This is a genomic window from Streptomyces sp. NBC_01515 (assembly GCF_045040345.1).
Taxonomy (GTDB): domain Bacteria; phylum Actinomycetota; class Actinomycetes; order Streptomycetales; family Streptomycetaceae; genus Streptomyces.
Map to the genome: position 1 here is coordinate 2,441,201 of NZ_CP109416.1, position 24,738 is coordinate 2,465,938.

18 protein-coding genes are annotated in these 24,738 nt (G+C 70.4%); 5 read left to right on the forward strand and 13 right to left on the reverse strand.

The genetic code is table 11. The features are described from left to right. Nucleotides 1-71: 71 nt before the first annotated feature. The 8 genes from OG407_RS10720 to OG407_RS10755 all read right to left on the reverse strand — a co-directional run bounded on the left by OG407_RS10720 (nt 72) and on the right by OG407_RS10755 (nt 11,569). A complete protein-coding gene (locus OG407_RS10720) occupies nt 72-1,523 on the reverse strand; it encodes a glycoside hydrolase family 43 protein (protein WP_405857228.1) in 1,452 nt (483 codons plus the stop codon). A gap of 57 nt (nt 1,524-1,580) precedes the next feature. After that, complete coding sequence (locus OG407_RS10725; RefSeq protein WP_405857230.1) at nt 1,581-4,127, reverse strand: DUF4118 domain-containing protein; 2,547 nt, start codon at nt 4,125-4,127, stop codon at nt 1,581-1,583. 1 nt (nt 4,128) lies between these two features. Beyond that, nucleotides 4,129-4,812, reverse strand: a complete 684-nt coding sequence (locus OG407_RS10730) for a response regulator (protein WP_405857232.1) — start codon at nt 4,810-4,812, stop codon at nt 4,129-4,131. 100 nt (nt 4,813-4,912) lie between these two features. Beyond that, the gene (locus tag OG407_RS10735; protein ID WP_405857234.1) at nt 4,913-5,581 is read right to left on the reverse strand and encodes a potassium-transporting ATPase subunit C; all 669 of its coding nucleotides are present in this window, start codon (nt 5,579-5,581) and stop codon (nt 4,913-4,915) included. A 5-nt stretch (nt 5,582-5,586) separates the two neighbouring features. Next, entirely contained in the window at nt 5,587-7,683 is a 2,097-nt protein-coding gene (kdpB, locus tag OG407_RS10740; RefSeq protein WP_405857236.1) for a potassium-transporting ATPase subunit KdpB, read from the reverse strand. A gap of 38 nt (nt 7,684-7,721) precedes the next feature. Then, nucleotides 7,722-9,386: a potassium-transporting ATPase subunit KdpA gene (gene kdpA / locus OG407_RS10745; protein WP_405857238.1), complete on the reverse strand. Its 1,665-nt coding sequence runs from the start codon at nt 9,384-9,386 to the stop codon at nt 7,722-7,724. Between the two features lie 8 nt (nt 9,387-9,394). Further along, nucleotides 9,395-9,484: a K(+)-transporting ATPase subunit F gene (kdpF, locus tag OG407_RS10750; RefSeq protein WP_016434100.1), complete on the reverse strand. Its 90-nt coding sequence runs from the start codon at nt 9,482-9,484 to the stop codon at nt 9,395-9,397. Nucleotides 9,485-9,727: 243 nt separating this feature from the next. Further along, nucleotides 9,728-11,569 (reverse strand): APC family permease, encoded by a 1,842-nt coding sequence (locus tag OG407_RS10755; RefSeq protein WP_405857240.1) that lies wholly within the window; start codon nt 11,567-11,569, stop codon nt 9,728-9,730. Nucleotides 11,570-11,828: 259 nt separating this feature from the next. On the opposite strand from OG407_RS10755, the gene OG407_RS10760 reads away from it, so the two are divergent. Beyond that, nucleotides 11,829-12,350, forward strand: coding sequence for a hypothetical protein (locus tag OG407_RS10760; RefSeq protein ID WP_405857242.1), 522 nt, complete (start codon nt 11,829-11,831; stop codon nt 12,348-12,350). On the opposite strand, the gene OG407_RS10765 is transcribed toward OG407_RS10760, so the two are convergent. Then, entirely contained in the window at nt 12,328-14,838 is a 2,511-nt protein-coding gene (locus OG407_RS10765) for an ATP-binding protein (RefSeq protein WP_405857244.1), read from the reverse strand. The genes OG407_RS10760 and OG407_RS10765 overlap by 23 nt on opposite strands. Nucleotides 14,839-15,021: 183 nt before the next feature. Between OG407_RS10765 and OG407_RS10770 the strand changes: the two genes are divergently transcribed. The 3 genes from OG407_RS10770 (at nt 15,022) to OG407_RS10780 (ending at nt 19,714) form a co-directional block, all read left to right on the forward strand. Then, nucleotides 15,022-16,596: a Na+/H+ antiporter gene (locus OG407_RS10770; protein WP_405857246.1), complete on the forward strand. Its 1,575-nt coding sequence runs from the start codon at nt 15,022-15,024 to the stop codon at nt 16,594-16,596. A gap of 453 nt (nt 16,597-17,049) precedes the next feature. After that, nucleotides 17,050-19,005 (forward strand): amino acid transporter, encoded by a 1,956-nt coding sequence (locus tag OG407_RS10775; protein ID WP_405857248.1) that lies wholly within the window; start codon nt 17,050-17,052, stop codon nt 19,003-19,005. 187 nt (nt 19,006-19,192) lie between these two features. Further along, nucleotides 19,193-19,714: a hypothetical protein gene (locus tag OG407_RS10780; RefSeq protein ID WP_405857250.1), complete on the forward strand. Its 522-nt coding sequence runs from the start codon at nt 19,193-19,195 to the stop codon at nt 19,712-19,714. Here the strand turns inward: OG407_RS10780 and OG407_RS10785 are convergent. Beyond that, nucleotides 19,692-20,267 (reverse strand): DUF1707 domain-containing protein, encoded by a 576-nt coding sequence (locus OG407_RS10785; RefSeq protein ID WP_405857252.1) that lies wholly within the window; start codon nt 20,265-20,267, stop codon nt 19,692-19,694. The genes OG407_RS10780 and OG407_RS10785 overlap by 23 nt on opposite strands. Before the next feature lie 113 nt (nt 20,268-20,380). On the opposite strand from OG407_RS10785, the gene OG407_RS10790 reads away from it, so the two are divergent. Further along, the gene (locus OG407_RS10790) at nt 20,381-20,776 is read left to right on the forward strand and encodes a molybdopterin-binding protein (protein WP_019059368.1); all 396 of its coding nucleotides are present in this window, start codon (nt 20,381-20,383) and stop codon (nt 20,774-20,776) included. Nucleotides 20,777-20,818: 42 nt separating this feature from the next. On the opposite strand, the gene OG407_RS10795 is transcribed toward OG407_RS10790, so the two are convergent. From OG407_RS10795 to OG407_RS10805, 3 genes are all read right to left on the reverse strand, one after another. Next, on the reverse strand, nt 20,819-21,979 hold the full coding sequence (locus OG407_RS10795; RefSeq protein ID WP_405857254.1) for an NAD-dependent formate dehydrogenase: 1,161 nt from the start codon (nt 21,977-21,979) through the stop codon (nt 20,819-20,821). A gap of 114 nt (nt 21,980-22,093) precedes the next feature. Further along, the gene (locus tag OG407_RS10800; protein ID WP_405857256.1) at nt 22,094-23,029 is read right to left on the reverse strand and encodes a LysR substrate-binding domain-containing protein; all 936 of its coding nucleotides are present in this window, start codon (nt 23,027-23,029) and stop codon (nt 22,094-22,096) included. 41 nt (nt 23,030-23,070) lie between these two features. Beyond that, nucleotides 23,071-24,570 carry a helix-turn-helix domain-containing protein gene (locus OG407_RS10805; RefSeq protein WP_405857258.1) on the reverse strand — a complete coding sequence of 500 codons (1,500 nt, stop codon included), beginning with the start codon at nt 24,568-24,570 and terminating at the stop codon, nt 23,071-23,073. Nucleotides 24,571-24,738: the final 168 nt, after the last annotated feature.

Consider the following 24,738-nt stretch of genomic DNA (forward strand, 5'->3'; position numbering starts at 1 on the left):
CCGGCCGCACACATGAGGTGCGCACCGGCCCCGACGCATTTCCGGGGTCGGTCACCCCGTGTAATCGGCCGCTATCGGAGTGCCTCCTGGTAGTCGAACCAGTCGAAGGCCGCTTCCCCCTCAGTGACGTACATACCGATCACCCGTCCGGTGAATCCCCCTGCCACTTGCGTGGACAGATAACGTCCGTCCAACTCGGCCAGTTCTACGGCGCCTTCAGGGCCCTCCACGGAGAAGGCGAGGGTGTCGGGGGCTCGCGTCTCGGCGTCCGTCGCGGTGATGCCGACGGTCAGGACGACCGGGCCCGGCGCCACCGGACACTCGGCGACCCGCTGCCGTACCGGGCCGATCCGCGCGACCACGCTCACCACTCCCCCCGCGACCTCGATGTCGTAGTGATGCGCCTCGTCCATCCGGACGGAGAGGCCGGCGCGGCCGGAGCCGGGGTCGATCCGCACGGACGCGCGGCAGTCGGGGTGCTGCTGCCTGCGGGCGAGGAACACGGGGCCCGACTTCGCGTCGAGGGTCAGCCAGCCCGGGCGCTCGGTCAGCGACCAGCTGCCGTCCGGCCTGCCGCGCGGGGAGATCCAGGCGTGGGCGAGGGTCGGGGCGTCGAAGTCGTCGCGTACCGGCGGGAGTTGGAAGGGGTGCCAGGCCTCCGGCGCCGGGTGCTGCTCCTGTACCGGGCCGACCCGAGGCCAGCCGTCCACCCACTCCACCGGGGTCAGGAACGTCTCGCGACCGAGCACGTGGAAGCCGGGGAACCAGCCCCGGGGCCGGGTGCCGAGCAGGACCATCCACCAGGTGCCGTCGGGGGCGGTGACCAGGTCGGCGTGGCCGGTGCTCTGGATGGGGAGGTCGGTGCTGCGGTGGGAGAGGACCGGATTGGCGGGGGCCGGTTCGTAGGGGCCGCGCGGGGAGCGGGCGCGGGCGATGGAGACGCTGTGGCCGTCCGCGGTGCCGCCCTCGGCGATCATCAGGTACCACCAGTCGCCGACGCGGTAGAGGTGCGGGGCCTCGGGGTGCTGGAGTCCGGTGCCGGACCAGATCGGGAGCGGGCCCTCCAGGACCTTGCCGGTCGCCGGGTCGATGCGGGACACCGTCACCCCGGCGACGGCGCACCAGCAGGTGCCGTCCTCGTCCCAGGCCAGGTCGGGGTCGATGCCGGGCACGTCGACGAGGACCGGGTCGGACCAGGGGCCCTCGGGGCGGTCGGCGGTGACAAGGAAGGTGCCCTTGCCGCGCACGTCGGTGGTGATCAGGTAGAAGCGGCCGTCGTGGTGGCGGAGGGTCGGGGCGTAGATGCCGGCCGAGGCGGGGGTGTCGTCCGGAAGGTCCAACTGCCCCGGCCGGTCAAGGACGTTGCCGAGCTGGCGCCAGTGCACCAGGTCCCGGCTGTGGAAGAGCGGGACCCCGGGGAAGTACTCGAAGCTGGAGCACGCGAGGTAGTAGTCCTCGCCGACCCGGCACACGCTGGGGTCGGGATGGAAGCCGCCGATGACCGGGTTGTCGTAGGTCCGCATGTGTCCCCGCCTCTTCGCACGACCCGGTCTCGAAAGTTTCGGGCCGTATGTCGAATATTACGGAGCCGGACTGTAGGTGGAACCTTCGGCGGGGGCAAGGGCGGGTGCCGGGGCGAGGTGGAGGCTGAGGACCATCGTGAGGCCGCCGCCGGGGGTGTCCTCGGCGCTCAGCGTGCCGCCGAGGGCCTCGGTGAAGCCGCGGGCGACGGCGAGGCCGAGGCCCACCCCGGCGCCGCGCGGGGCGTCGCCGTAGCGCTGGAAGGGTTCGAAGATGCGGTTCTTGGCCTCGTCGGGGACGCCGGGGCCGCGGTCGACGACCCGGATCTCGACGCGGTCGGCGATGGCACTCGCCTTGACCAGTACGGGAGTTCGCTCCGGGCTGTACTTCACCGCGTTCTCGACGATGTTGGCGACGGCGCGTTCCAGCAGGCCCTGGTCGACGGGGACCATGGGCAGGCTCTCGGGGATGTCGAGTTCGACGCTGTCCTCGGGGACCCCGCCCAGCGCCATCGGGATCACCTCGTCGAGGTCCGCCTCGCGGATGATCGGGGTGACCGTGCCGGTCTGGAGGCGGGACATGTCGAGGAGGTTCCCGACGAGGTTGTCGAGTCGGTCGGCGCCGTCCTCGATGCCGGCCAGCAGCTCGGCCTGGTCCTCGTCCGACCAGGCGACGTCCTCGGAGCGGAGCGAGGACACGGCCGCCTTGATACCGGCGAGTGGCGTGCGCAGGTCGTGGCTCACGGCCGCCAGGAGTGCCGTGCGGATGCGGTTGCCTTCCGCCAACGCCCGTGCCTGGTCGGCCTCTTCGCGAAGGCGGCGGCGGTCGAGGACCACGGCGGCCTGCGCTGCGAAGGCCGCCAGGACGCGGCGGTCCTCGGCGGGCAGGACCCGGCCGGAGAGGGCGAGGGCCATGTGGTCGCCGACCGGTACGTCGACGTCCGCGTCCTCCGGGTTCCGGCAGGGGCGGGGGCCCACGCTGCCCGCGCAGGTCCAGGGTTCGACGTCGCTCGCGCGCTCCAGCAGGGCGGCGGACTCCATGCCGAAGGTCTCCCGGACCCGTTCCAGGAGCGCTTCGAGGCTGGTCTCGCCGCGCAGTACGTTGCCCGCGAGGAAGGAGAGGATCTCCGACTCGGCGCGCAGCCGGGCCGCCTGGTGGGTGCGGCGGGCCGCCAGGTCGACCACCGACGCGACCGACACCGCGACGGCCACGAAGATCGCGATGGCGACGATGTTCTTGGGGTCGGCGATGGTGAAGGTGTGCACGGGCGGGGTGAAGTACCAGTTCAGGAGCAGCGATCCGACCGCCGCCGAGGCCAGTGCGGGGAAGAGTCCGCCGAGCAGGGCCGCCGCCACGGTCAGGGTCAGGTAGAGCAACATGTCGTTGGCCAGGCCGACTTCGGGGGCGACGCCGCTCAACAGCCAGGTCAGCAGCAGCGGTCCGCCGATTCCGGCCAGCCAGCCCCAGCCGATCCGGGCCCGCCCGAGCCGCGTGCCCCGGTTCACGGGCAGTCCGCGTCCCTTGCCCGCCTCGTCGTGGGTGATGAGGTGGACGTCGAGATCGGGGCCGGACTCGCGGGCGACCGTCGAGCCGACGCCGGGCCCGAAGACGTACTGCCAGCCCTTGCGGCGGGAGACGCCGAGGACGATCTGAGTGGCGTTCACACCGCGCGCGAAGTCCAGCAGTGCCGCAGGTATGTCCTCGCCGACGACGTGGTGGAAGGTGCCGCCCAAGTCCTCGGCCAGGGTGCGCTGTTGGGCGAGTTCCTTCGGTGAGGCGGAGGTCAGTCCGTCGCTGCGGGAGATGTAGACCGCCAACACCTCACCGCCCGCGCCCTTTTCGGCGAGGCGCGCGGCCCGGCGGATCAGCGTGCGGCCCTCCGGACCGCCGGTCAGCCCTACGACGATCCGTTCGCGCGAGCCCCAGATCGCCGAGACCCGGTGTTCGCTGCGGTACTCCTGGAGGTAGGCGTCGACCCGGTCGGCGAGCCAGAGCAGCGCCAACTCCCTGAGGGCGGTGAGGTTTCCGGGCCGGAAGTAGTTGGAGAGGGCCGCGTCGACCTTGTCCGGTTTGTAGATGTTGCCGTGGGCCATCCGGCGCCGTAGCGCGGGCGGTGACATGTCGACCAGCTCGATCTGGTCGGCGCGGCGGACGACCTCGTCCGGGACGGTCTCCTGTTGCCGTACGCCGGTGATGGACTCGACGATGTCGCCCAGGGATTCCAGGTGTTGGATGTTGACGGTCGAGACCACGTCGATGCCGGCCGCCAGCAGCTCCTCGATGTCCTGCCAGCGCTTGGCGTTGCGGGAGCCGGGGATGTTGGTGTGCGGCAGCTCGTCGACGAGGGCGACCTCGGGGTGGCGGGCGAGGACCGCGTCGACGTCCATCTCGGTGAACCGCGTGTCCCGGTAGGCGAGTTCACGGCGCGGGATCTCCTCCAGGCCGTGCAGCATCACCTCGGTGCGCGGTCTGCTGTGGTGTTCCACGAAGGCGACCACGCAGTCGGTGCCCCGCTCGGTTCGCCGGTGCGCCTCGGACAGCATCGCGTACGTCTTGCCGACGCCCGGTGCCGCGCCGAGGTAGATCCGGAGCTTGCCGCGTCCCATGTCATCCTTCGAAGCGGTAGCCCATGCCGGGCTCGGTGATCAGATAGCGGGGGCTCGACGGGTCCCCCTCCAACTTCCTTCTCAACTGGGCCATGTAGACCCGGAGATAGTTGGTCTTGTTGCTCTGGGTCACCCCCCACACCTCCTGCAACAGGTACTTCTGCGTGATCAGGCGGCCGGGGTTGGTGACCAGGATCTCCAGCAGATGCCACTCGGTGGGGGTGAGCCGGATGTCGTGTCCGCCGCGGGTGGCCTTCTTGGCGAGCAGGTCGATGGTGAAGTCGTCGGTGGTGACGAGGGTGGTCGTCGGGGCGAGCGGCACGTCCTCGACACGGCGGACCGCCGCCCGTAGCCGGGCGAGGAGTTCGTCCATGCTGAACGGCTTGGTGATGTAGTCGTCGGCGCCCGCGTCGAGGGCGGCCACCTTCTCGTCGGAGGCCTGCCGGGCCGACAGCACCAGGATCGGGACCCGGGTCCAGCCGCGCAGCGCCTTGATGACGTCGACGCCGTCCATGTCGGGCAGCCCGAGGTCGAGCATCACGACGTCCGGCTGCCGCGCCGCCGCGAGCCGCAGCGCGGTGGCGCCGTCGGGGGCCGCGTCGACGCCGTAGCGGCGGGCCTGCATGTTGATCACGAGGGCCCGTACGAGCTGCGGGTCGTCCTCCACCACCAGCACCCGTGTCATGGGGGTGTGCCTTTCGTGTGGTCCCTGGCATGGCGGCGGGAGTCGGCGGTGCCGGGATCTCTCCCGGGCCGCCGACTCCCCTGCCGGTCGTGTAACGCCATCAGCTCTTCGTCACAAGGGACTTGAGCGCGATGTTGAGCTCCAGCACGTTCACCGTCGGCTCGCCGATGAAGCCGAGGGTGCGGCCGTCGGTGTGCTCGTCGACCAGCCTCTGCACCTGGGTGACGGACAGCCCGTTCTTCTCGGCGATGCGGTGGACCTGGAGGTCCGCGTACGCCGGGGAGATGTCCGGGTCGAGGCCGGAGCCGGAGGACGTGACCGCGTCGGCGGGCACCTGGGACGGCTTGACCGTGTAGCCGGGCACCGAGTTGTCCTTGACGACGGCGGCCTTGGCGTCCTTCACCTGCTGGACGAGGACCTTGCTGTCGGCGGAGAGGTTGGTGGCGCCCGAAAGGATCAGCTTGTACTGGGTGTTGATGCTGTTGGCGCCGAGCCCGTTCTGCGGGCGGCCCTGGAACCACTTCAGATCCGGGTCCGGGGTCTCCTGGCCCTTCTTCAGCGGCAGGTTGTAGGACTGCCCGATGAGCGAGGAGCCGACGACCTTGCCGTCCGCCTTGATCTCCGAGCCGTTCGCCTTGCCGGGGAAGATCCCCTGGGCGATGCCGGTGACGACCAGCGGGTAGATGACGCCCGTCACCAGAGTCAACACGAGGAGCGCTCGCAGGCCCGCCCAGAGCAACCGGGCTGTGTTCGTAACGGAGTTGTTCATGGCCTTCAGCCGATTCCGGGGATGAGGGAGATGAGGAGGTCGATGATCTTGATGCCGATGAAGGGGGCGATCAGTCCGCCGATGCCGTAGATCCCGAGGTTGCGGCGGAGCATCTTGTCGGCGCTGACCGGCCGGTACCGCACACCCCGCAGGGAGAGCGGGACCAGCGCGATGATGACCAGCGCGTTGAAGATGACCGCGGAGAGGATCGCGGAGTCGGGCGAGGCCAGGTGCATGATGTTGAGCTTGTCCAGGCCCGGGTAGACGGCCGCGAACAGCGCCGGGATGATCGCGAAGTACTTCGCGACGTCGTTGGCGATCGAGAACGTCGTCAACGCGCCCCGGGTGATGAGGAGTTGCTTGCCGATCTCGACGATCTCGATGAGCTTGGTCGGGTTCGAGTCGAGGTCGACCATGTTGCCGGCCTCCTTCGCGGCCGACGTGCCGGTGTTCATCGCGACGCCGACGTCCGCCTGGGCCAGCGCGGGCGCGTCGTTCGTACCGTCACCGGTCATCGCGACCAGCTTGCCGCCGGCCTGCTCGCGCTTGATGAGGGCCATCTTGTCCTCGGGAGTGGCCTCCGCGAGGAAGTCGTCGACGCCCGCTTCTTCGGCGATCGCCTTGGCGGTCAGCGGGTTGTCGCCCGTGATCATGACGGTCTTGATGCCCATGCGGCGCAGTTCGTCGAACCGCTCGCGCATGCCCGCCTTGACGACGTCCTTGAGGTGGATGACGCCCAACACCCGTGCGCCGTCGGTGTCTTCGACCGCCACGAGCAGCGGGGTGCCGCCGGCCGCCGAGATCCGGTCGGTGAGCGCGCCGGCGTCCTCGGACACCTCGCCGCCCCGCTCGCGGACCCAGGTGACGACCGAACCGGCCGCGCCCTTGCGGATCTTGCGTCCGTCGACGTCCACACCGGACATCCGGGTCTGGGCGGTGAAGGCGATCCACTCGGCGTGGGCCAACTCGCCCTGGTGTCGCTCCCGTAGCCCGTACTTCTCCTTCGCCAGGACGACGATGGAGCGGCCCTCGGGCGTCTCGTCGGCCAGCGAGGAGAGCTGGGCGGCGTCGGCGAGTTCGGCCTCGGTGGTGCCGGGGACGGGCACGAACTCGGAGGCCTGGCGGTTGCCGAGGGTGATGGTGCCGGTCTTGTCGAGGAGCAGGGTCGAGACGTCACCGGCGGCCTCAACTGCCCTGCCGGACATGGCCAGTACGTTCCTCTGCACGAGGCGGTCCATGCCCGCGATGCCGATCGCGGAGAGCAGTGCGCCGATCGTCGTCGGGATCAGACAGACCAGCAGGGCCACCAGCACGATCATCGTGAGGTGGGTGCCCGCGTAGTCGGCGAACGGCGGCAGCGTGGCGCAGGCGAGCAGGAAGACGATGGTGAGGGACGCCAACAGGATGTTCAGGGCGATCTCGTTGGGCGTCTTCTGCCGGGCGGCGCCCTCGACCAGGGCGATCATCCGGTCGATGAAGGTCTCGCCGGGCTTCGTCGTGATCTTGATGACGATGCGGTCGGAGAGGACCTTCGTCCCGCCGGTGACGGCGCTGCGGTCGCCGCCGGACTCACGGATGACGGGCGCGGACTCGCCGGTGATGGCCGACTCGTCGACACTCGCGACGCCTTCTACGACGTCACCGTCGCCGGGGATGATGTCGCCTGCCTCGCACACCACCAGGTCGCCGATGCGGAGTTCGGTGCCGGGGACCTGTTCCTCGACGGTGCCGTTGAGCCGCCGGGCCACCGTGTCGGTCTTGGCCTTGCGCAGGGTGTCGGCCTGCGCCTTGCCGCGGCCCTCGGCGACGGCCTCCGCCAGGTTGGCGAAGATGACGGTCAGCCACAGCCAGGCGCTGATCGCCCAGCCGAACCAGTCGCCCGGGTCCTTGAAGGAGAAGACCGTGGTCAGCACGGACCCGATCCACACCACGAACATCACGGGCGACTTGACCATCACCCGCGGGTCGAGCTTGCGGCAGGCGTCGGGCAGGGACCTGATCAGCTGCTTCGGGTCGAACAGGCCGGCGCCGACGCGTCCCTCGTCCTTGTGACCGGTCGGCACATCGCTGTGCGGCGCCCGGGTCGGAGTGGCAGTGGACATCGAGTCCTCTTGGTTTTCTTGGTTGTCTACGCGGGTGGTCATGACGCCAGCCCCTCGGCCAGCGGGCCCAGCGCCAGCGCCGGGAAGTAGGTCAGACCGGTGATGATGAGGATCGCGCCCACCAACAGGCCGGTGAACAGCGGCTTCTCGGTGCGCAGGGTGCCTGCCGTGACCGGCACGGGCTTCTGCTCGGCGAGCGAGCCGGCCAGGGCCAGCACGAACACCATCGGCAGGAAGCGGCCGAGCACCATCGCGAGTCCGGTCATGGTGTTGAACCAGTCGGTGTTCGCGTTCAGCCCGGCGAAGGCGGAGCCGTTGTTGTTGGCGGCGGAGGTGAAGGCGTACAGCACCTCGGAGAAGCCGTGCGCGCCGGAGTTGAGCATGGAGTGCGGCGGGGTCGGCAGCGCCATGGAGGCAGCGGCGAAGATCAGCACCAGGGCCGGGGTGATCAGGATGTAGCAGGCCGCGAGCTTCATCTCACGGGTGCCGATCTTCTTCCCCAGGTATTCGGGCGTACGGCCGACCATGAGCCCGGCGATGAACACGGCGATGACCGCCATGATCAGCATTCCGTAGAGGCCGGAGCCGGTACCACCGGGTGCGATCTCGCCCAACTGCATGCCCAGGATGGTGATTCCGCCGCCGAGACCGGTGAACGAGGAGTGGAAGGAGTCCACCGCACCCGTCGAGGTCAGCGTGGTCGACACCGCGAAGATCGAGGAGGCGCCGACGCCGATGCGCGTCTCCTTGCCCTCCATCGCTCCGCCCGCGGCCTGCAACGCCGCGCCGTGGTGGGCGAATTCGGTCCACATCATCAGGGCGACGAAGCCGACCCAGATGGTGGCCATGGTGGCGAGGATCGCGTAGCCCTGCTTGATCGAGCCGACCATCACGCCGAAGGTGCGGGTCAGCGCGAACGGGATGACCAGCAGCAGGAAGATCTCGAAGAGGTTGGTGAAGGGCGTCGGGTTCTCGAACGGGTGGGCGGAGTTGGCGTTGAAGTAACCGCCGCCGTTGGTGCCGACCTCCTTGATGGCCTCCTGCGAGGCGACCGCACCACCGTTCCACTGCTGGTGCCCGCCCATGAACTGCCCGACTTCATGGATGCCGGAGAAGTTCTGGATGGCACCACAGGCGACGAGTACGAGCGCGGCCACGACGGACAGCGGCACCAGGATGCGGATCGTGCCGCGCACCAAGTCGGCCCAGAAGTTGCCGAGTTCACCGGTACGGGAGCGCGCGAAGCCCCGTACGAGAGCCACCGCCACCGCGATGCCGACGGCCGCGGAGACGAAGTTCTGCACGGCCAGGCCTGCGGTCTGCACGACGTGACCCATGGTCTGCTCGCCGTAGTACGACTGCCAGTTGGTGTTCGTCACGAACGACACGGCCGTGTTGAACGACTGCGCCGGGTTCACCGAGGAGAAGCCCAGCGAGCCGGGCAGGATGCCCTGGAGGCGCTGGAGCAGGTAGAGGAAGAGAACGCCGACCGCCGAGAACGCGAGCACGCTGCGCAGATACGCGGGCCAGCGCATCTCGGTGTTCGGGTCGGCACCGATGCCCTTGTAGATCCACTTCTCGACCCGCAGGTGCTTGTCGGAGGAGTAGACCCTGGCCATGTAGTTGCCGAGCGGGATGTAGGCGAGTGCCAGCGCGCCTATGAGGGCGAGCAGCTGGAGGACGCCTGCGAGTACGGGACCCATGTCGTGGCTCAGAACCTCTCCGGGAAGATCAGGGCGAGGACGAGATAGCCCAGCAGGGCGACGGCCACGACGAGGCCGACGATGTTCTCGGCGGTCACAGCTTCGTCACCCCCTTGGCGACAAGGGCCACCAGCGCGAAGACCGCGATCGTGGTGACGACGAAGGCCAGATCGGCCATCGTGAGCTCCTGGAATGAGGTTCGAATGGAACGGACGCTTAGAGGTAACCGCGCCCGTGACCGGATTCGGCCGCCGTTGACGGGTCCCTTACGGCGACGCACACGCCTTTGACGCGACTCTTACGGCGGGGCCGCGAACCGGGCGCGTGCACCGGACCGGGGATCAGAACAGCCGGAACCGCAGCCGGCAGATCACCGCGTCCGTGTCCCGCCGTACGGCATGGGCGACGACGGCCCCGCGCTGGTTCTGGAGCAGCCGCTGCCACAGCCGTACGGGCTCCACCTCCGCGATCAGGACGGTGACCCGGGTGTCCGGTTCCGTCGCCGAGACGTCCCGTACGTAGGCGGCGATGGGGCGGCCCAACGTGCGGCGTTCGCAGGGGAGTTGGACCAGGGGGACGCCGGGGTCCCATTGGGCCCAGGCGCGTTCCAGGGCGTGGAGGTGGGCGCGGTCCTCGGGGTCCGGGTAGCAGACGGTGACCGCGCGCACCTCGTCGCCGAGGGAGGCGGCGGCCGTCAGTGCCTCGGAGGTGAGGCGGGAGAGCGACGAGACCGGCACGATCACGACGGACCGGTCGCGGTGCGGGGGCTCCGGGATACGGCCGAGGCCGAGCCGTTCGCCGATGTGCGCGTAGGCGCGGTGCACGGTCTCGAAGGCCAGCACCAGCAGCGGCAGGGTGATCACGATCAGCCAGGCGCCCTCCTCGAACTTGCTCGCGGTGACGACGACGGCCGCGACGCCGGTGAGGAGCGCGCCGAACCCGTTCAGCAGGGCCTTGCCACGCCAGCCGGTGCCGCGTTCGCCGCGCCAGTGCCGGACCATGCCGACCTGCGCGACGGTGAAGCCGACGAAGACGCCGATCGCGAAGAGCGGCACGAGGGTGTTGGTGTCACCGCCGGAGAGGACGAGCAGCGCCGCCGAGACCGCGGCCAGCGCGAGCACGCCGTGCCGGTGCACCTGGCGGTCGGCCTTCAACGCGAAGACGTGCGGGAGGTAGTTGTCGCGGGCCAGCAGCTTCAGGAGCACCGGCAGCCCGCCGAAGGACGTGTTCGCGGACAGGGCGAGCAGGATCATCGTCGCGAACTGGATGACGTAGAAAGCCCAGTTGTGGCCGAGGGAGGCGTCCGCGAGCTGGGCGAGGACGGTGACGCCCTGGACCGGCTGGAGATGGAAACGGGAGATCAGCACCGACAGACCGATCAGCATCACGCCGAGCACCGCGCCGAGGGCGACCTCCGCGCGCTGGGCCCGCTTCGCGCGGGGCCTGCGGAAGGAGGGCACGGCGTTGGCGATGGCCTCGACGCCGGTGAGGGCGCTGCATCCGGAGGCGAAGGCCTTCAGCAACAGCAGGGTGCCGACGCTCGTGGCGTTGTCGGCGAGCGCGGAGGCGTGTCCGTCGGCGGTCGCGGTGCTCACCGGCGCGGACCGGAACAGGCCGACCGCGATCAGCACGAGGATGGAGCCGACGAAGACCACGGTCGGCACGATGAAGGCGCGGGCCGACTCGACGATCCCGCGCAGGTTCACCCCCGTGACCAGCACGAGCACGGCGAGGCAGAGCCACAGCCGGTCGTCGTACAGTCCCGGAAAGGCCGAGGTCAGAGCGGCCACCCCGGCCGTGACGGCGACCGCGACGTTCAGTACGTAGTCCAGCACCAGCGAGGCAGCCGCCACCAGGCTGGTCCGTGCGCCCAGGTGGGTCTTCGCCACGGCGTAGGAGCCGCCGCCGTCCGGGAAGGCCGCGATGACCTGCCGGTACGAGGCGACGAGCACCGCGAGCAGACCGGCGATGGCGAGCGTGACCGGCAGGGTGAAGCCGAGCCCGTGCGCACCGGCGGCGGCCAGCACGAGGACGATCGCCTCGGGGCCGTACGCGACCGACGCCATGGCGTCCAGGGACAGGGCGGCGAACCCGGCGAGAGCGGTCAGCCGGTGGCGTTCGCCGGTATCCGGGGGCTCCTCGTCGGCCGGTGTCTCACCCGGCTGGACAGTCAGAACGGTCATGCTGATGGCTCCTTCACGTACGGACGCGCGGTGACGGGAACGCGCGAGTGCGCTCCAGGTTCTGTCCCGCCGCCGCCGGTTTCTCCTTCTCCTTGCGTCTTCTTCGCGCCGAACACGCGTTCTTTGACGCGAACTTGACGACCGTGTGACCTGCGCGACCGCCCTCCCCCGCTGCGACGGCGTCAAGAAGCACCGGCCGCCCGTCAGAGTCCCGTCAAGGCCCGGCCGTCGTACGCCCGGAGTCCCTACCGTCGCCACCATGGGACGCTCCGACGACGCACCCGCGTCCGTGCACGACCGCCGGTGGAGGCGCGACCTGCGCGACACGTTCCGCTGCGCGGGCGCGCTGCTCGGACTCCTACTGCTCGTCGACCACTTGAGCGGCCGTCTCACCCTCTGGCGCGGCGCGCTCTGGCTCGCCCTCGCGGTCCTGCTCCTCGTGGTGCTGTACCCGGCCCGGGTCCGGGCGGGCGAGGGCTGGCTCTCCTCACGCGGCCTGCTGCGCGAGCACCGCGTCCGCACGGACCGCCTGGTGTCGGTGCGCTGCCTGGACGGGATCTCTCAACGACTTTTGCTACGGGACGAGTTGGGCGGCCGGGTCGAGATCGACCCCGACGTCCTGGTGCACAACCCCGACCTGTGGCACCGCGTCTCCGAGGACTCCCGCAAGTCGGTCACCTCCGGCTCGCTCACGTGCGGGGCAACGGCGCTGCGCCGGATCGCGGAACGCGTCGAGCGCGAGACGGCGGAGACCGTGTTCAAGGTGTCCGGCCTGGAGTAGCCACCGCTGTTGAAGCCGAGGGGTCCGCCCCTTCGGCCAGCGGCAACGACACGACCATCGTCAGGCCACCCCCCGGTGTGTCCTCCGGCGTGAGCGTCCCGTTCATCGCCTCGGTGAGGCCGCGTGCCAGGGCGAGCCCGAGTCCGAGCCCGGCGGTGTTGTCCGTGTCGCCAAGTCGCTGGAAGGGCTCAAAGAGGCGCTCACGTCCGGTAGTCGGGAGCCCGGGTCCCCGATCCACCACCCTCAACTCGACCCGGCCGCCCAGCGCACTGGCGGTGACCATGACCCGGCGCCCGGCCGGGGTGTGCCGGGCCGCGTTGCCCGCCAGGTTGGCGATCACGCGTTCCAGCAGCGGCGGATCGACGAGCACCGGCGGTATCGACTCCACGTCCCGCAGATCCACATCGGGCACGTCCGCGAGCGCCATCGGCAGCACCTCCTCCAGGCTCGTGGCCCGCAGGCTCAGCGGAAGAACCCCGGCCTCAAGGCGGCTGAGATCGAGAAGGTTCTCCAGCAACCGGTTCAGCTTGGCCATCGACTCGTCGGCGGTGGCGAGGAGTTCGTCCCGGTCCTCTTCCGAGAACTCCACATCCCGCCCGCGCAACGACGTGACCGCCGCCCACCCCGCCGCGAGCGGCGTCCGCAAGTCGTGTCCTACGGCCCGCAGCAGCGCCGTACGCAAACGGTCGGCGGCCTTCACCGGCTCGATCTCGGCGGCGGCCTCGGCGAGTTGGGCCCGTTCGACGGCGGAGCCGACATGCGCGGCGAAGGCGGCCAGCACCCGCCGCTCCGACGACGACAGGGTGCGTCCGCGCAGGACCAGGAAGGCGCCGGGGCCCGCGGGGACGGTCGTGACACCGCCGCCGATCTCGTGATCCGGTGGCCGGTCCACGAGTTCGGCCGAGTCGGTGCCGAAGGTCTCCCGCGTGCGTTCGAGCAGCGCCGGGATCGTCTGGCCGCCGCGCACGATGCTGCCCGCGAGGGACGACATCGTCTCCGCCTCGGCGGTGGCACGCGCCGAGCGCCGGGACAGTCGTAGCGAACGGTCGACGACGGCGGCCACGGTCGCCGCCACCACCGTGAACACCCCCAGCGCCAAAATGGCGTTGGGGTCGTCCAGGGTGAACTGCCCGATGGGCGGGATGAACCAGTAGTTGAGCAGCAGCGAGGCCGTGACCGACGCGATGACCGCCGAGGTGACCCCGCCTATGCAGGCCACCCCGACCACGGCGAGCAGGAACAGCAGTGCCTCGCTGGTGAGGTTGACCGTGCCGCGCACCTGCGCGAGGCAGACGGTGAGGAGCACCGGCAGCACAAGTCCCGCCACCGGACCGGCGATCAGCCGTGCCGTCGACAGAGTGCGCCGACGCGAGGGCAGCAAGGTGCCGCGTCCTGCGCGCTCGTGGGTGACCCGGTGGACGTCGATGTCACCGGAGAGTTCCGTGACCGTCTCGCCCGTGCCGGGGCCGGTCAGGAACCGCTCGAAGCGGCCCCGGCGGCTGGTGCCGAGGACGAGTTGGGTGGCGTTCTCGGTGCGGGCGAAGTCGACCAGGGCGGTGGCGACGCCGTCGCCGACCACCGAGTGGTAGCTGCCGCCGAGGTCCTCGACGAGGCGCCGCTGCCGGGCGAGCGAGGCATGTGAGACCCCGGCGGCGAGTCCGTCGCTGCGGGCCACGTGCACGGCGAGCAGATCACCGCCGGCGGAACGGTCGGCGATGCGGGCGGCACGCCGGATGAGCGTGTCGCCCTCGGGTCCGCCGGTGAGCGCGACGACGACCCGCTCCCGGGTCTCCCACACCCCGCCGATCGCGTGCTCGGCGCGGTAGGTGTGCAGCGCCTCGTCGACCCGGTCGGCGACCCACAGCAGCGCCAACTGCCGTAGGGCGGTGAGGTTTCCGGGCCGGAAGTAGTTGGCGAGGGCCGCGTCGATCTTCTCCGGTGTGTAGATGTTGCCGTGCGCCATGCGCCGCCGCAGTCCCTCGGGCGGCATGTCGATCAGCTCGATCTGCCGGGCCCGGCGTACGACGTCGTCGGGCACCGTCTCGTGCTGCGGGACCCCGGTGATCTTCTCGACGACGTCCTTGAGGGAGGCCAGATGCTGCACGTTGACGGCGGTGACGACGTCGATGCCGGCGGCGAGCAGCACGTCGATGTCCTGCCAGCGCTTGGCGTTGCGCCCGCCGCCGGGGACGTTGCTGTGCGCGAACTCGTCGACCACGGCGACCTCGGGGCAGCGCGCGAGCACCGCGGGGAGGTCCATCTCCTCGAAGTAGCCACCCCTATAGGCGCATTGGGCCCGGGGCACCACCTCCAGGCCGTCGAGCATCGCCTCGGTCAGCGGGCGCCCGTGGCACTCGGCGAACCCCACCACCACATCGGCGCCGCGAGCGGCCCGGCGCCGTGCCTCGTCGAGCATGCGGTAGGTCTTGCCGACACCCGGGGCCGCCCCGAGGTAGACCTTCAGTCGCCCGCGTCGTACGTCGTTCATCGCCTCCCAGACAAGCGTCCCGCGGCCGCTCGGGCGGCCTTCTTGACGCGTCTCTGGCGCCGCCCGCAAGGACGTTGACACTGTCTTGACGGCGCCCGGCCGGGTTAGGGTGAGCGCGGTGTGCCGGGAAGTCTGGTCGGCGGGGAGTCCGCATGGGCTCGTCCAAGACCACAAGGGGACGGCATGCGCGGCGTCGGTACGGTTCTGGCACTCGTGGTACTGGCGACGCTGGTCGCGACGTTCGCCCGCCGCTGGCGGATCCCCGCACCCTCCCTCCTCGTGGTCGCCGGTCTCGCCGTGGCCCTGCTGCCGGGCACCCCGTCGATCGAGATCAGCCCGGACGTGATCGGCCTGGTCGTCCTGCCGCCGCTCCTCTACGCCAGCGCCGAGGACATGTCGTGGCGTGAGCTGAAGGCGGTGTGGAAGCCGGTCGGGATCCTCGCGATCGGCCTGGTCCTCGCGTCGGCGGCAGCGGTCGGCTGGGTCGCGTCGACGGTCACCCCGCTCTCCTGGCAGATGGCGCTCGTGCTCGGCGCGGTCCTGGCCAGCACCGACCCGGTCGCCGTCACCGCACTGGGCCGCCGTCTCGCCCTGCCGCCCCGGGTCCAGGTCCTGGTCCAGGCGGAGTCCCTCTTCAACGACGCGACCTCGCTGGTCCTGTTCCGGGTCGCGGTGAGCGTCGCCGTGGCTTCGGCGGCGGCCAACTGGGGTGCTGCGGGCGGGGAGTTCGTCGTCCTCGCGGGCGGTGGCACGGTCATCGGGGCGGCCGTGGCGTACGTCGTGACCCTGATCCGCCGACGCACCGAGGACCCGGTCCTGGAGACGGTGATCTCCCTCGTCACGCCGTACGCGGCCTACGTCCTGGCGGAGGGCGCCCACACGTCCGGCGTAACTTCGGTCGTGGTCGCCGGAGTTGTCCTCGGCGGTCGCGGGGACCGCCTCACCAACGCCCGCATACGGCTCCAACTGCACGCCGTCTACGGCACGGTGGTGTTCCTCCTGGAGAGTGTGGTCTTCTCCCTGATCGGCCTCGCCCTGCCCGCCCAGGTACGGGCGCTGTCCGACGGCGACCGGGCATGGCCCCTGTACGCGCTCGCGGTGGCGGGCACGCTCATCGCCGTACGACTGCTGTGGCTGGCGCCGCTGTCGGCGGTGGTACAGCGCAAGGGCGGTGTGCACAGGGTGAATTGGCGGGTCCCGATGGTGTTGACCTGGGCGGGCACCCGGGGCGTCCTCCCCCTGGCGGCGGCCCTGTCGATCCCCGAGGTCACCAAGACCGGCGCCACCCTCACCGACCGCCCCCTCGTCCTGGTCCTCACCACCTCGGTCGTGGTCGTCACCCTCGTCGTCCAGGGCTTCACCCTCGCGCCGGTCGTCCGCCGTTCCGGCATCGCCCTGGAACCCGACCACACAGAACGCGAAGAGGCCTCCGCCCGCTGCCGGTTGGCCGACGCGGGCATCCGCCGCCTCGACGAACTCGCCGAGCTGGAAGCCGTACCGGACGTCGTCCTGGACCGCCTCCGCCGCGGCCTCAACGCCCGCCTCGACGACGCCCGAGACCGCCTCTCCGACAACAACTCCCAAGCGGCACACGCGGAATCGGCCGACCTGGTCTACCGCCAACTCCGCCGCGACCTGATCGCCGTGGAAACCGTCGAACTACAGCGCCTCTACGACGACCACACCATCAGCGACACAACGCGTAGGCGGCTCCAGCGGTCGTTGGACCTGGAGGAGGCACGACTGACGGACGTGTGACTGCTCCGTGGAGATCAGCGGGCCGCGCCCGCAGCCCGAGAACGACCGATTGACACACGCCAAGCCCGCCAACGTCCCCATCCCGGCCCCCTACACCCCCTAGGGGCGCGGGGAACTGCGCGACCAGCCCCAACGCACCCGCACTCGCCACACAAGAGCGCCCCCCGAGCTCCAAGGCGACAAAACGCCCCCCGCCCCGTAACGCTGGGTATCCGCCACCCCCACCCACCCACACCCCACCCCCCATACAGCCCAACCCACCCCCAACCAGCCCCATCCCCCCTTCCTTGACGCACCCCCTCCCCCAACCAGGCCAGTCTTAACGCAAGATTGACGCCGAAGCCCCCCACATCCATGGGCCCACACGTCACTCTCCGCTTACGCTGGTGCCGCCGTCCGCGTGATGGCCAGAGCCCACACGCCGACCCGCACCCGCACCTCAGGAGCACGCCGATGGCCACCACCGAACCCCCTCCCAGTCGTATGCGCGCCTGGATGCTGGAGGGCCTGGCCGACATGGGCAAGGGCGGCCACCAGATCGCGCAGACCGCACCGGAACCCCAGCAGCACGTCCACCAGGGCCAGCGCTGGTGGCGGGTGATGTGCCTGACCGGCGTCGACTACTTCTCCACCCTCGGTTACCAGCCCGGCATCGCGGCCCTCGCCGCCGGACTGCTCTCCCCCGTCGCGACGATCGTGCTCGTGATCGTCACCCTGGCCGGCGCCCTCCCCGTGTACCGCCGCGTCGCCGAGGAGAGCCCCCACGGCGAGGGTTCCATCGCGATGCTGGAACGGCTGCTGTCCTTCTGGAAGGGCAAGCTGTTCGTCCTGACCCTGCTCGGGTTCGCGGCGACGGACTTCCTGATCACGATCACCCTGTCGGCGGCGGACGCCTCCACCCACCTGGTGGAGAACCCGCACCTCACGAGCATGCTGCACGACAAGCAGATGCTGATCACGTTGATCCTGGTCGCCCTGCTCGGCGCGGTGTTCCTCAAGGGCTTCCTGGAGGCGATCGGCGTCGCCGTGTACCTGGTCGCGGCCTACCTCAGCCTCAACGTCGTCGTCGTGATCGTCGGCATGTGGCACGTGGTCACCCAGGAACACGTGGTCACCGACTGGACCAGCGCCCTCACCACCGAACACGGCAACGTCTTCGCGATGATCGGCGTGAGCCTGCTGGTCTTCCCCAAGCTCGCGCTCGGCCTCTCCGGCTTCGAGACCGGCGTCGCCGTCATGCCACACGTCGAGGGCGACCCGGACGACACCCACGACAACCCCAAGGGCCGGATCCGGGACACCAAGAAGCTGCTGACGACCGCCGCGCTCATCATGAGCGTGTTCCTGATCGCCACCAGCTTCATCACCACCGTGCTGATCCCGGAGAAGGAGTTCAAGGCGGGCGGCCAGGCCAACGGCCGCGCGCTCGCGTATCTCTCGCACGAGTACCTGGGCAACGCCTTCGGCACGGTCTACGACCTCTCGACCATCGCCATCCTGTGGTTCGCCGGCGCCTCCGCGATGGCCGGCCTCCTGAACCTCATGCCGCGCTACCTCCCCCGCTACGGCATGGCCCCGCACTGGGCCCGCGCCGTCCGCCCGATGGTCATCGTCTTCACCCTGATCGCGTTCCTGGTCACCTGGATCTTCGACGCCAGCGTCGACGCCCAGGGCGGCGCCTACGCCACCGGCGTCCTGGTCCTCATGTCCTCGGCGGCGATCGCGGTGACCATCGCGGCCCGCCGCGCCCAGCAGCGCAACTGGACCGTCGTCTTCGGCATCGTCTCCGCGGTCCTCCTCTACGTCACCGTCGTGAACGTCATCGAACGCCCCGACGGCGTGAAGATCGGCGCCTGCTTCATCGCCGGCATCATCCTGGTCTCCCTGCTGTCCCGGCTGGCCCGCGCCTTCGAACTCCGCGTGACGAGCGTGCAGTTGGACCCCATGGCGGAACGATTCATCCGCGACGTGGCCAGCCGGAAGATCCGCTTCGTCGCCAACGAGCCCGACCGCCGCGACAAGGCCGAGTACCGGGACAAGATCGAGCAGATCCGCAACGACAACGACATCCCCGGCGAGGACTTCGTCTTCGTGGAGGTGACGGTGCTCGACGCCTCCGAGTTCGAGGCGGGCCTGACGGTGCGCGGCGAGGTCCTGCACGGCCGCTACCGGGTCCTGACCCTGGAGTCGTCCTCCATCCCGAACGCCTTGGCCGCGCTGATGCTCAACGTCCGCGACTCGACGGGCCGCATCCCGCACATGTACTTCGAGTGGACCGAGGGCAACCCGTTCGCCAACTTCCTCCGCTTCTTCCTCTTCGGCCAGGGCGAGGTCGCCCCGGTCACCCGAGAGGTCCTCCGCGAGGCAGAACCGGACCGCACCCGACGCCCCCGCGTACACACGGGCTGACACCGACCGGGCATGACACCCCGGGTCGGCACGCACCGCCCCACCCGCTCACACCCACCCCCGACCACCCATTCGAGCCCACCCGAGCCGACCCCACCGTAAGAGGCACGACAAAATCCGGCACCGGTGTGTAAGAGCCCCGTCAGCGGCCCCCGCAGCGCGCCGTCCGCGGCCTACCGTCGGCCTCATGCGGCACAGCACACTCCCACCGGACCCGGCCGGCGACCGCCACTGGCGTGGCGACGCCCGGCTGGCGACGGGCTGCGCGGTCGGCTTCCTCGGCATGACCCTGCTGGTCGACTGGGAGGCGGGAACCCTCACCCTCACCCGCGCGCTGCTGTGGTTCGCCCTGTCGACGACGCTCTTCGCCGTCCTGCTGCCGCACCGCGTCACCGCGGGCCCCGGCTGGCTCACCGTGGACAGCCCGCTGCTGCGGCGCACGGTGCACACGGACGCGCTGACCGTCGTACGGCAGTACGGCGACGTCTCCACGCGCCTGCTCCTGCGGGACACGCACGGACAGTGGCTCGAACTCGACCCCCGTGTCCTGGTCGCCAACCCCCTGCTCTGGCACGAGCTGGACACGGGCATGCGGCACTCGATGGAACGCGGCACACTGCTCCAGGGCACCGATGTCCGGCGTCACCTGGGTCATCTGATCGACGACGAGACCGCGCGGTCGGTCCTCAGGGCGTCGGGGATTTCCTGACCGCGCGACGCGTCCGGCGCACCCTGACCTTCCCGAAGCCCAGTTGCCCGGTGATCTCGATCCGCAGCTCGATCGGGGTCCCGGCGTCACCGGCCCCGCGCGTCTTGACCTTGCTGTAGTTGAGCACCAAGGAATCCGTGTCCACCACGATGCCCGGCGGCACCAGCAGCCGTAGCGAACCGCAATGCATGTCCAGGTCTATGCGCAACGTGCCCTGGGTGATCACCGCCTGGGTGAAGTCGAGGGTCACATCGCCCAGACGCGACTGGATCTCCAGCCGGCGCGGCACCACCCAGCCGTCACCGCGCCGCGTCGATCCGCCGTTCTGCTCGATGCGGGCGACGTCCTCCACCTCGACCGGAGTCGCGCCCGCCACCACCGGCAGGTCGGCCGTCAGGACCGCCAACTCGCCCATCGTGCGGGCGGACAGGGCCGCCTCGACCCGCTCGTCGAGTTCCTCGGCGGTCAGTCTGCCGTCGCCGGCCGCGCCGGTCAGCACATCCACGACGCGGTCCCGGTCCGCATGCGAGGCCCGCAACGCGGTCGTGCTCATCAGCTCACCCGACATACCCTCACCCCGATCGACGGACTGACGCTATATCGCGTTATACCCCAGAGCCAACCCCCCGTCCACCGGTTACCGTTTCTGGCCCTAGGGTTGCGCGTATGCAGTCCTACACAATCGGCCAGGCGGCGCGGCTGCTCGGCGTGAGCCCGGACACCGCCCGCCGGTGGGCGGACGCGGGCCGGGTCACCACCCACCGCGACGAGGGCGGGCGCCGGCTCATCGACGGGGTCGATCTGGCCGCGTTCTCCGTCGAGTTGGCGAAGGCGGGCGAGGTCGAGGAGGACCCTTCCTACACCTCGGTCCGCAACGCGTTCCCCGGCATCGTCACCGCGATCAAGCTCGGCGATGTCGCGGCCCAGGTCGAGATCCAGTCGGGCCCGCACCGGCTCGTCTCCCTGCTGACCCGCGAGGCCGTCGAGGAACTCGGCCTGGAGGTCGGCATGGAGGCCACCGCCCGCGTGAAGTCGACGAACGTGCACATCGACCGCGTGTGAGGCGTGCGGTGACCTCCGTCCGTCACCTGGAGGGAGCTTCCGTCACTTGTTGACCGAGTAGGAGTGCGCGCCGGTACCCGCCAACGCGCCCCCGTCCACGATCAGATACTCGTCCCGGATGGGCCGCCCCGCGAAGAACGCCTCCAGGATCTCCCGCGTGCCCGCCGCGTACCGGGCCTGCGCCGACAGCGACGACCCGGAGATGTGCGGGGTCATCCCGTGGTGCGGCATGGTCCGCCACGGGTGGTCCGCCGGAGCGGGCTGCGGGAACCACACGTCACCGGCGTAACCCGCCAACTGCCCGCTGCGCAGGGCCCGGTCGACGGCGTCCCGGTCGACGATCTTCGCCCGCGCGGTGTTGATGAGATACGCCCCGCGCTTCATCTGCGCGAGCAGCTTGTCCCCGAACAGCCCCTCCGTCTCGGGGTGCAGCGGCGCGTTGATCGTCACGACGTCGCAGTGCGGGACCATGTCCTCGGCGCTCTCGTGCCAGGTCAGCCCCAACTCCCGCTCCACGTCCCCGGAAAGCCGGTGCCGGTCGGTGTAGTGCAGCTTGACGTCGAAGGGCGCGAGCCGCCGCAGCACCGCGAGCCCGATCCGCCCGGCGGCGACCGTCCCGACGTGCATGCCTTCGAGGTCGTACGAACGGGCCACGCAGTCCGCGATGTTCCAGCCGCCGTCGAGCACCACCTGGTGGGACGGCAGGTAGTTGCGCACGAGGGACAGCGTCATCATCACGACGTGTTCGGCGACGCTGATGCTGTTGCAGTACGTCACTTCGGCGACCGTCACGCCGTGCGAGATCGCCGAGTCGAGGTCGACGTGGTCGGAGCCGATGCCGGCGGTGACCGCGAGCTTGAGGTTCTTCGCGGCGGCGATGCGCTCCGGGGTGAGGTACGCGGGCCAGAACGGCTGCGAGATCACGATGTCGGCGTCGACCAGTTCGCGGTCGAAGACCGAGCCCGCGCCGTCCTTGTCGGAGGTGACGACGAGGGTGTGCCCGGCCGCCTCCAGGTAGGCGCGCAGGCCGAGTTCACCGGAGACACTGCCGAGGAGCTGTCCCGGGGTGAAGTCGACCGCCTCGGGAGTGGGGGTGGTCTGGCCGCCGGGGTAGTGGTCGATCACCGGCAGGTCGTCGCGGGCGTACGAGGTCGGGTATCCGTCGATCGGGTCGTCGTACAGGACACAGAGAACCTTGGCCATGTCGCGGCTCCTCAACTCCGTTGTCGGAAGGTGCACTTCACGATCCTCGGGGTCGATCGCCCTGGTCAAAGCGAACGTTGCTATGCCGACATAGCCCGCTCCTATCAACGGCTGTCAGCGTCCGTCGCCGCCCAGATAGGTGTGCAGCAGCTCGTCGAGCGCGTCCCGTACGCCCGCTTCCCTGGCCACCTTCAACAGCGCCTCCGCCAGCACCGATCGGGGCTCGCTGCGGGCGACGACCAGTCCGACCCGGGGGCCGTGCGCGGGCCCGTTCAGCGGTACGACCCGCATCCCCTCCGGCACGTCGAACATGTGCAGCCAGGCGTGCGAGATCACGCTGGACCAACGGCCCCCGGGCAGCAGGGTGTACAGCCCGGCGACGCTGTCGGACTCGACCGCCGGGGAGGCCGTCGCGCCCTCGGCCGCGAAGCACTCGTCGATGATGCGGCGGTTGCGCATCCGCGAGTTGAGCAGGCAGAGCGGAAGCGTGGCCGCCTGCGCCCAACTCGCCCTGGAGACACTGCCGAGCGGCCCGTCGACCGGGGTCAGGAGGACGTACCGCTCCTCGTAGAGCGGGAGGCGGCGGACGTTGCGCAGGGTGTCGTCGTCCAGGTACGTCATCGCCGCGTCCAGCTCGAACTCGGCGAGCCCGTGGGTGATGTCGACGGACGCGAGCGACTCCAGGGCGACCCGGGCCTGGGGATGCCGTACGCAGAACGGGGTGGTGAGGAGGGACGCGGCGGGCAGCGCGGTCGGCACCACCCCGAGTCGCAGCGTGCCGGTCAGTCCACCCCGCAGCACCGACAACTCCTGGTGCAGCGCGTCCCGTTCGGCCAGGATGCGGTGCGCCCAGGCCAGCACCACCTCGCCCTCCGGGGTCAGCCCCTCGTACCGTCTGCCGCGCCGCACGATCGGCACGTCCAACTCGTGCTCCAGGCGCCGGATCGCGGCCGAGAGCGAGGGCTGCGAGACGTAACAGGCCGCCGCGGCGCGCGCGAAGTGCCGCTCACGGGCGAGCGCGACCAGGTACTCCAGCTGACGCAGCAGCACGCCCAACCTCCCCTGGACTGTTGGAGCGTAGAACGTGCAGGTTAGGCGCTGTCCGTCCGGCACAACAGGGCCGCCCACAGGTCGAGGCGGTCGTAGAGGCGGGAGAGGTCACGGCCGGTGAAGTGCTCGATGCGCCCGATGCGGTAGTGCACGGAGTTGACGTGCAGATGCAGTGCCTCCGCCGTCCGCGCCCAGGAACCGTCACAGGCCAGGAAGGTCTCCAGGGTCTCCAACAGCACGGCGTTGGACCGCAGTTCACCGAGGACGGTACGGCTGTAGGCGGTACGGACCTCCGCCGGAACACCGGTGAGCAGCGCGTCGAGCCCCGTGAGCGTCGCGGCATCGGTGAGCGCGGAGCCACCCGCCCCAGCGGTGCTCCGCGCCGAGGCGAGTGCGTAACGCGCCTCCGCCAGCGCCCCGTTGAGCTCCCGCGCACTGTCTACGGGCGCCCCGGTCCCGCCGTAGAGCGGCACCGCTGGTTCGGCCGCGGCGACAAGCGGCCACACCTCGTGCAGCGCGTCGGCCTCGGCCCCACTCACGACCGCGAACGCGGCCCCGTCCGGCAGCCGCCCCACAGCACCCGCGACCGCCGTACCGTCAGGCAACGCATGCGCGACAACCTCCGCCAACGCCCCCTCCGCCAGCCCCGCCCGCTGCGCCCCGGTCTCCGCGACCAGCACCCGGTACGGCCCGTCGTCCGGCAACCCACAGGCCCGCAGCGCAGCCGCCACAGCCGCGCCATCGGCACCCGGCACGGCGAGCAACGCCCCCAACTCGTCGGCCGTCTGCCGCTCTTCGGCCCGCGCGCGGACCCGCGCCTCCTGGCAGCGCCCCAGCACCGAGGCCAGCTCGTGCACCATGCGCGGCGGCGCGTCGTCGGGGTCGGGAAGGCAGAGGTGCCAGCGCTCGTACGGCGAGACCCCGTCGGCGTCGACGGGCACGGCCTCGGCCAGCAGCCCGGCCGCCTTCCCCACCGGTATCGCGGGGGCCCCCGCCGTCGCCGCGACTGACCGTCCGGAGGGCGTGAGGACATAGGCGACCGTCCGTTCGAGGAGAGCGAAGGCCGTTGTCACGATCGCGTCCGGCCCCGCACCCTGCGCGGCCATCCGGCTCAGCCGCCCCCGCACGTTCTCCGGCAGCGTGTGGCGGCGGCTCAGCTCGCCCCACCGCCCGAGGTACACGGTGTCGGTGATCGCGCGGAACATGATGTGCGCCGGTACGGCGGCCACCGGCAACCCGTGCCGCACACAGGCCTCGACGAGATCGTCCGGCACCGAGCCGTGCGTCTCCTCCCCCGCGAGCAGCGCGGCGGCCCCCGCACCACGCAGCGCGGACACGAACCGCTCGGCCCGCTCCGGCCCGTCCTCGGCCGACCACCACACGAGCCCGCTCAGCACGACCTCGTCCCGCCGCACGAACCGCGCGGGGTCCTCCAGGTCGGTCACGGTCACTCCGCTGATCTCCCGGGCCAGCTGGGCGTCCCGGGCCCACAGCAGGCGCAGGCCGAGGGACTCGTCCTGAAGAAGGTGTTCGACGTGCATGGTTCCGGCTCCTCGCATCTCGCATTCGCCAGGTGAATGCGAGTGATTGCATGGTAAGTGCAAGACCAATCGGCCGAAACGCCTCTTGGTTGATCCTCCAGTGTCCGGCCGTGGAACATCGGCGTTTCCGTGCTGTGAACCAGTCGTCCCGACCGGGTCCGCGTTGCT

Coding starts and splice junctions, on each gene's coding strand:
- OG407_RS10795 (WP_405857254.1), bottom strand. CDS start 21,979: ATGGCCAAGGTTCTCTGTGTCCTGTACGACGACCCGATCGACGGATAC.
- OG407_RS10780 (WP_405857250.1), top strand. CDS start 19,193: ATGCGGCACAGCACACTCCCACCGGACCCGGCCGGCGACCGCCACTGG.
- OG407_RS10805 (WP_405857258.1), bottom strand. CDS start 24,570: ATGCACGTCGAACACCTTCTTCAGGACGAGTCCCTCGGCCTGCGCCTG.
- OG407_RS10725 (WP_405857230.1), bottom strand. CDS start 4,127: ATGGGACGCGGCAAGCTCCGGATCTACCTCGGCGCGGCACCGGGCGTC.
- OG407_RS10730 (WP_405857232.1), bottom strand. CDS start 4,812: ATGACACGGGTGCTGGTGGTGGAGGACGACCCGCAGCTCGTACGGGCC.
- OG407_RS10790 (WP_019059368.1), top strand. CDS start 20,381: ATGCAGTCCTACACAATCGGCCAGGCGGCGCGGCTGCTCGGCGTGAGC.
- OG407_RS10735 (WP_405857234.1), bottom strand. CDS start 5,581: ATGAACAACTCCGTTACGAACACAGCCCGGTTGCTCTGGGCGGGCCTG.
- OG407_RS10785 (WP_405857252.1), bottom strand. CDS start 20,267: ATGAGCACGACCGCGTTGCGGGCCTCGCATGCGGACCGGGACCGCGTC.
- kdpA (WP_405857238.1), bottom strand. CDS start 9,386: ATGGGTCCCGTACTCGCAGGCGTCCTCCAGCTGCTCGCCCTCATAGGC.
- OG407_RS10720 (WP_405857228.1), bottom strand. CDS start 1,523: ATGCGGACCTACGACAACCCGGTCATCGGCGGCTTCCATCCCGACCCC.
- OG407_RS10770 (WP_405857246.1), top strand. CDS start 15,022: ATGCGCGGCGTCGGTACGGTTCTGGCACTCGTGGTACTGGCGACGCTG.
- OG407_RS10755 (WP_405857240.1), bottom strand. CDS start 11,569: ATGACCGTTCTGACTGTCCAGCCGGGTGAGACACCGGCCGACGAGGAG.
- OG407_RS10775 (WP_405857248.1), top strand. CDS start 17,050: ATGGCCACCACCGAACCCCCTCCCAGTCGTATGCGCGCCTGGATGCTG.
- OG407_RS10760 (WP_405857242.1), top strand. CDS start 11,829: ATGGGACGCTCCGACGACGCACCCGCGTCCGTGCACGACCGCCGGTGG.
- OG407_RS10765 (WP_405857244.1), bottom strand. CDS start 14,838: ATGAACGACGTACGACGCGGGCGACTGAAGGTCTACCTCGGGGCGGCC.
- kdpB (WP_405857236.1), bottom strand. CDS start 7,683: ATGTCCACTGCCACTCCGACCCGGGCGCCGCACAGCGATGTGCCGACC.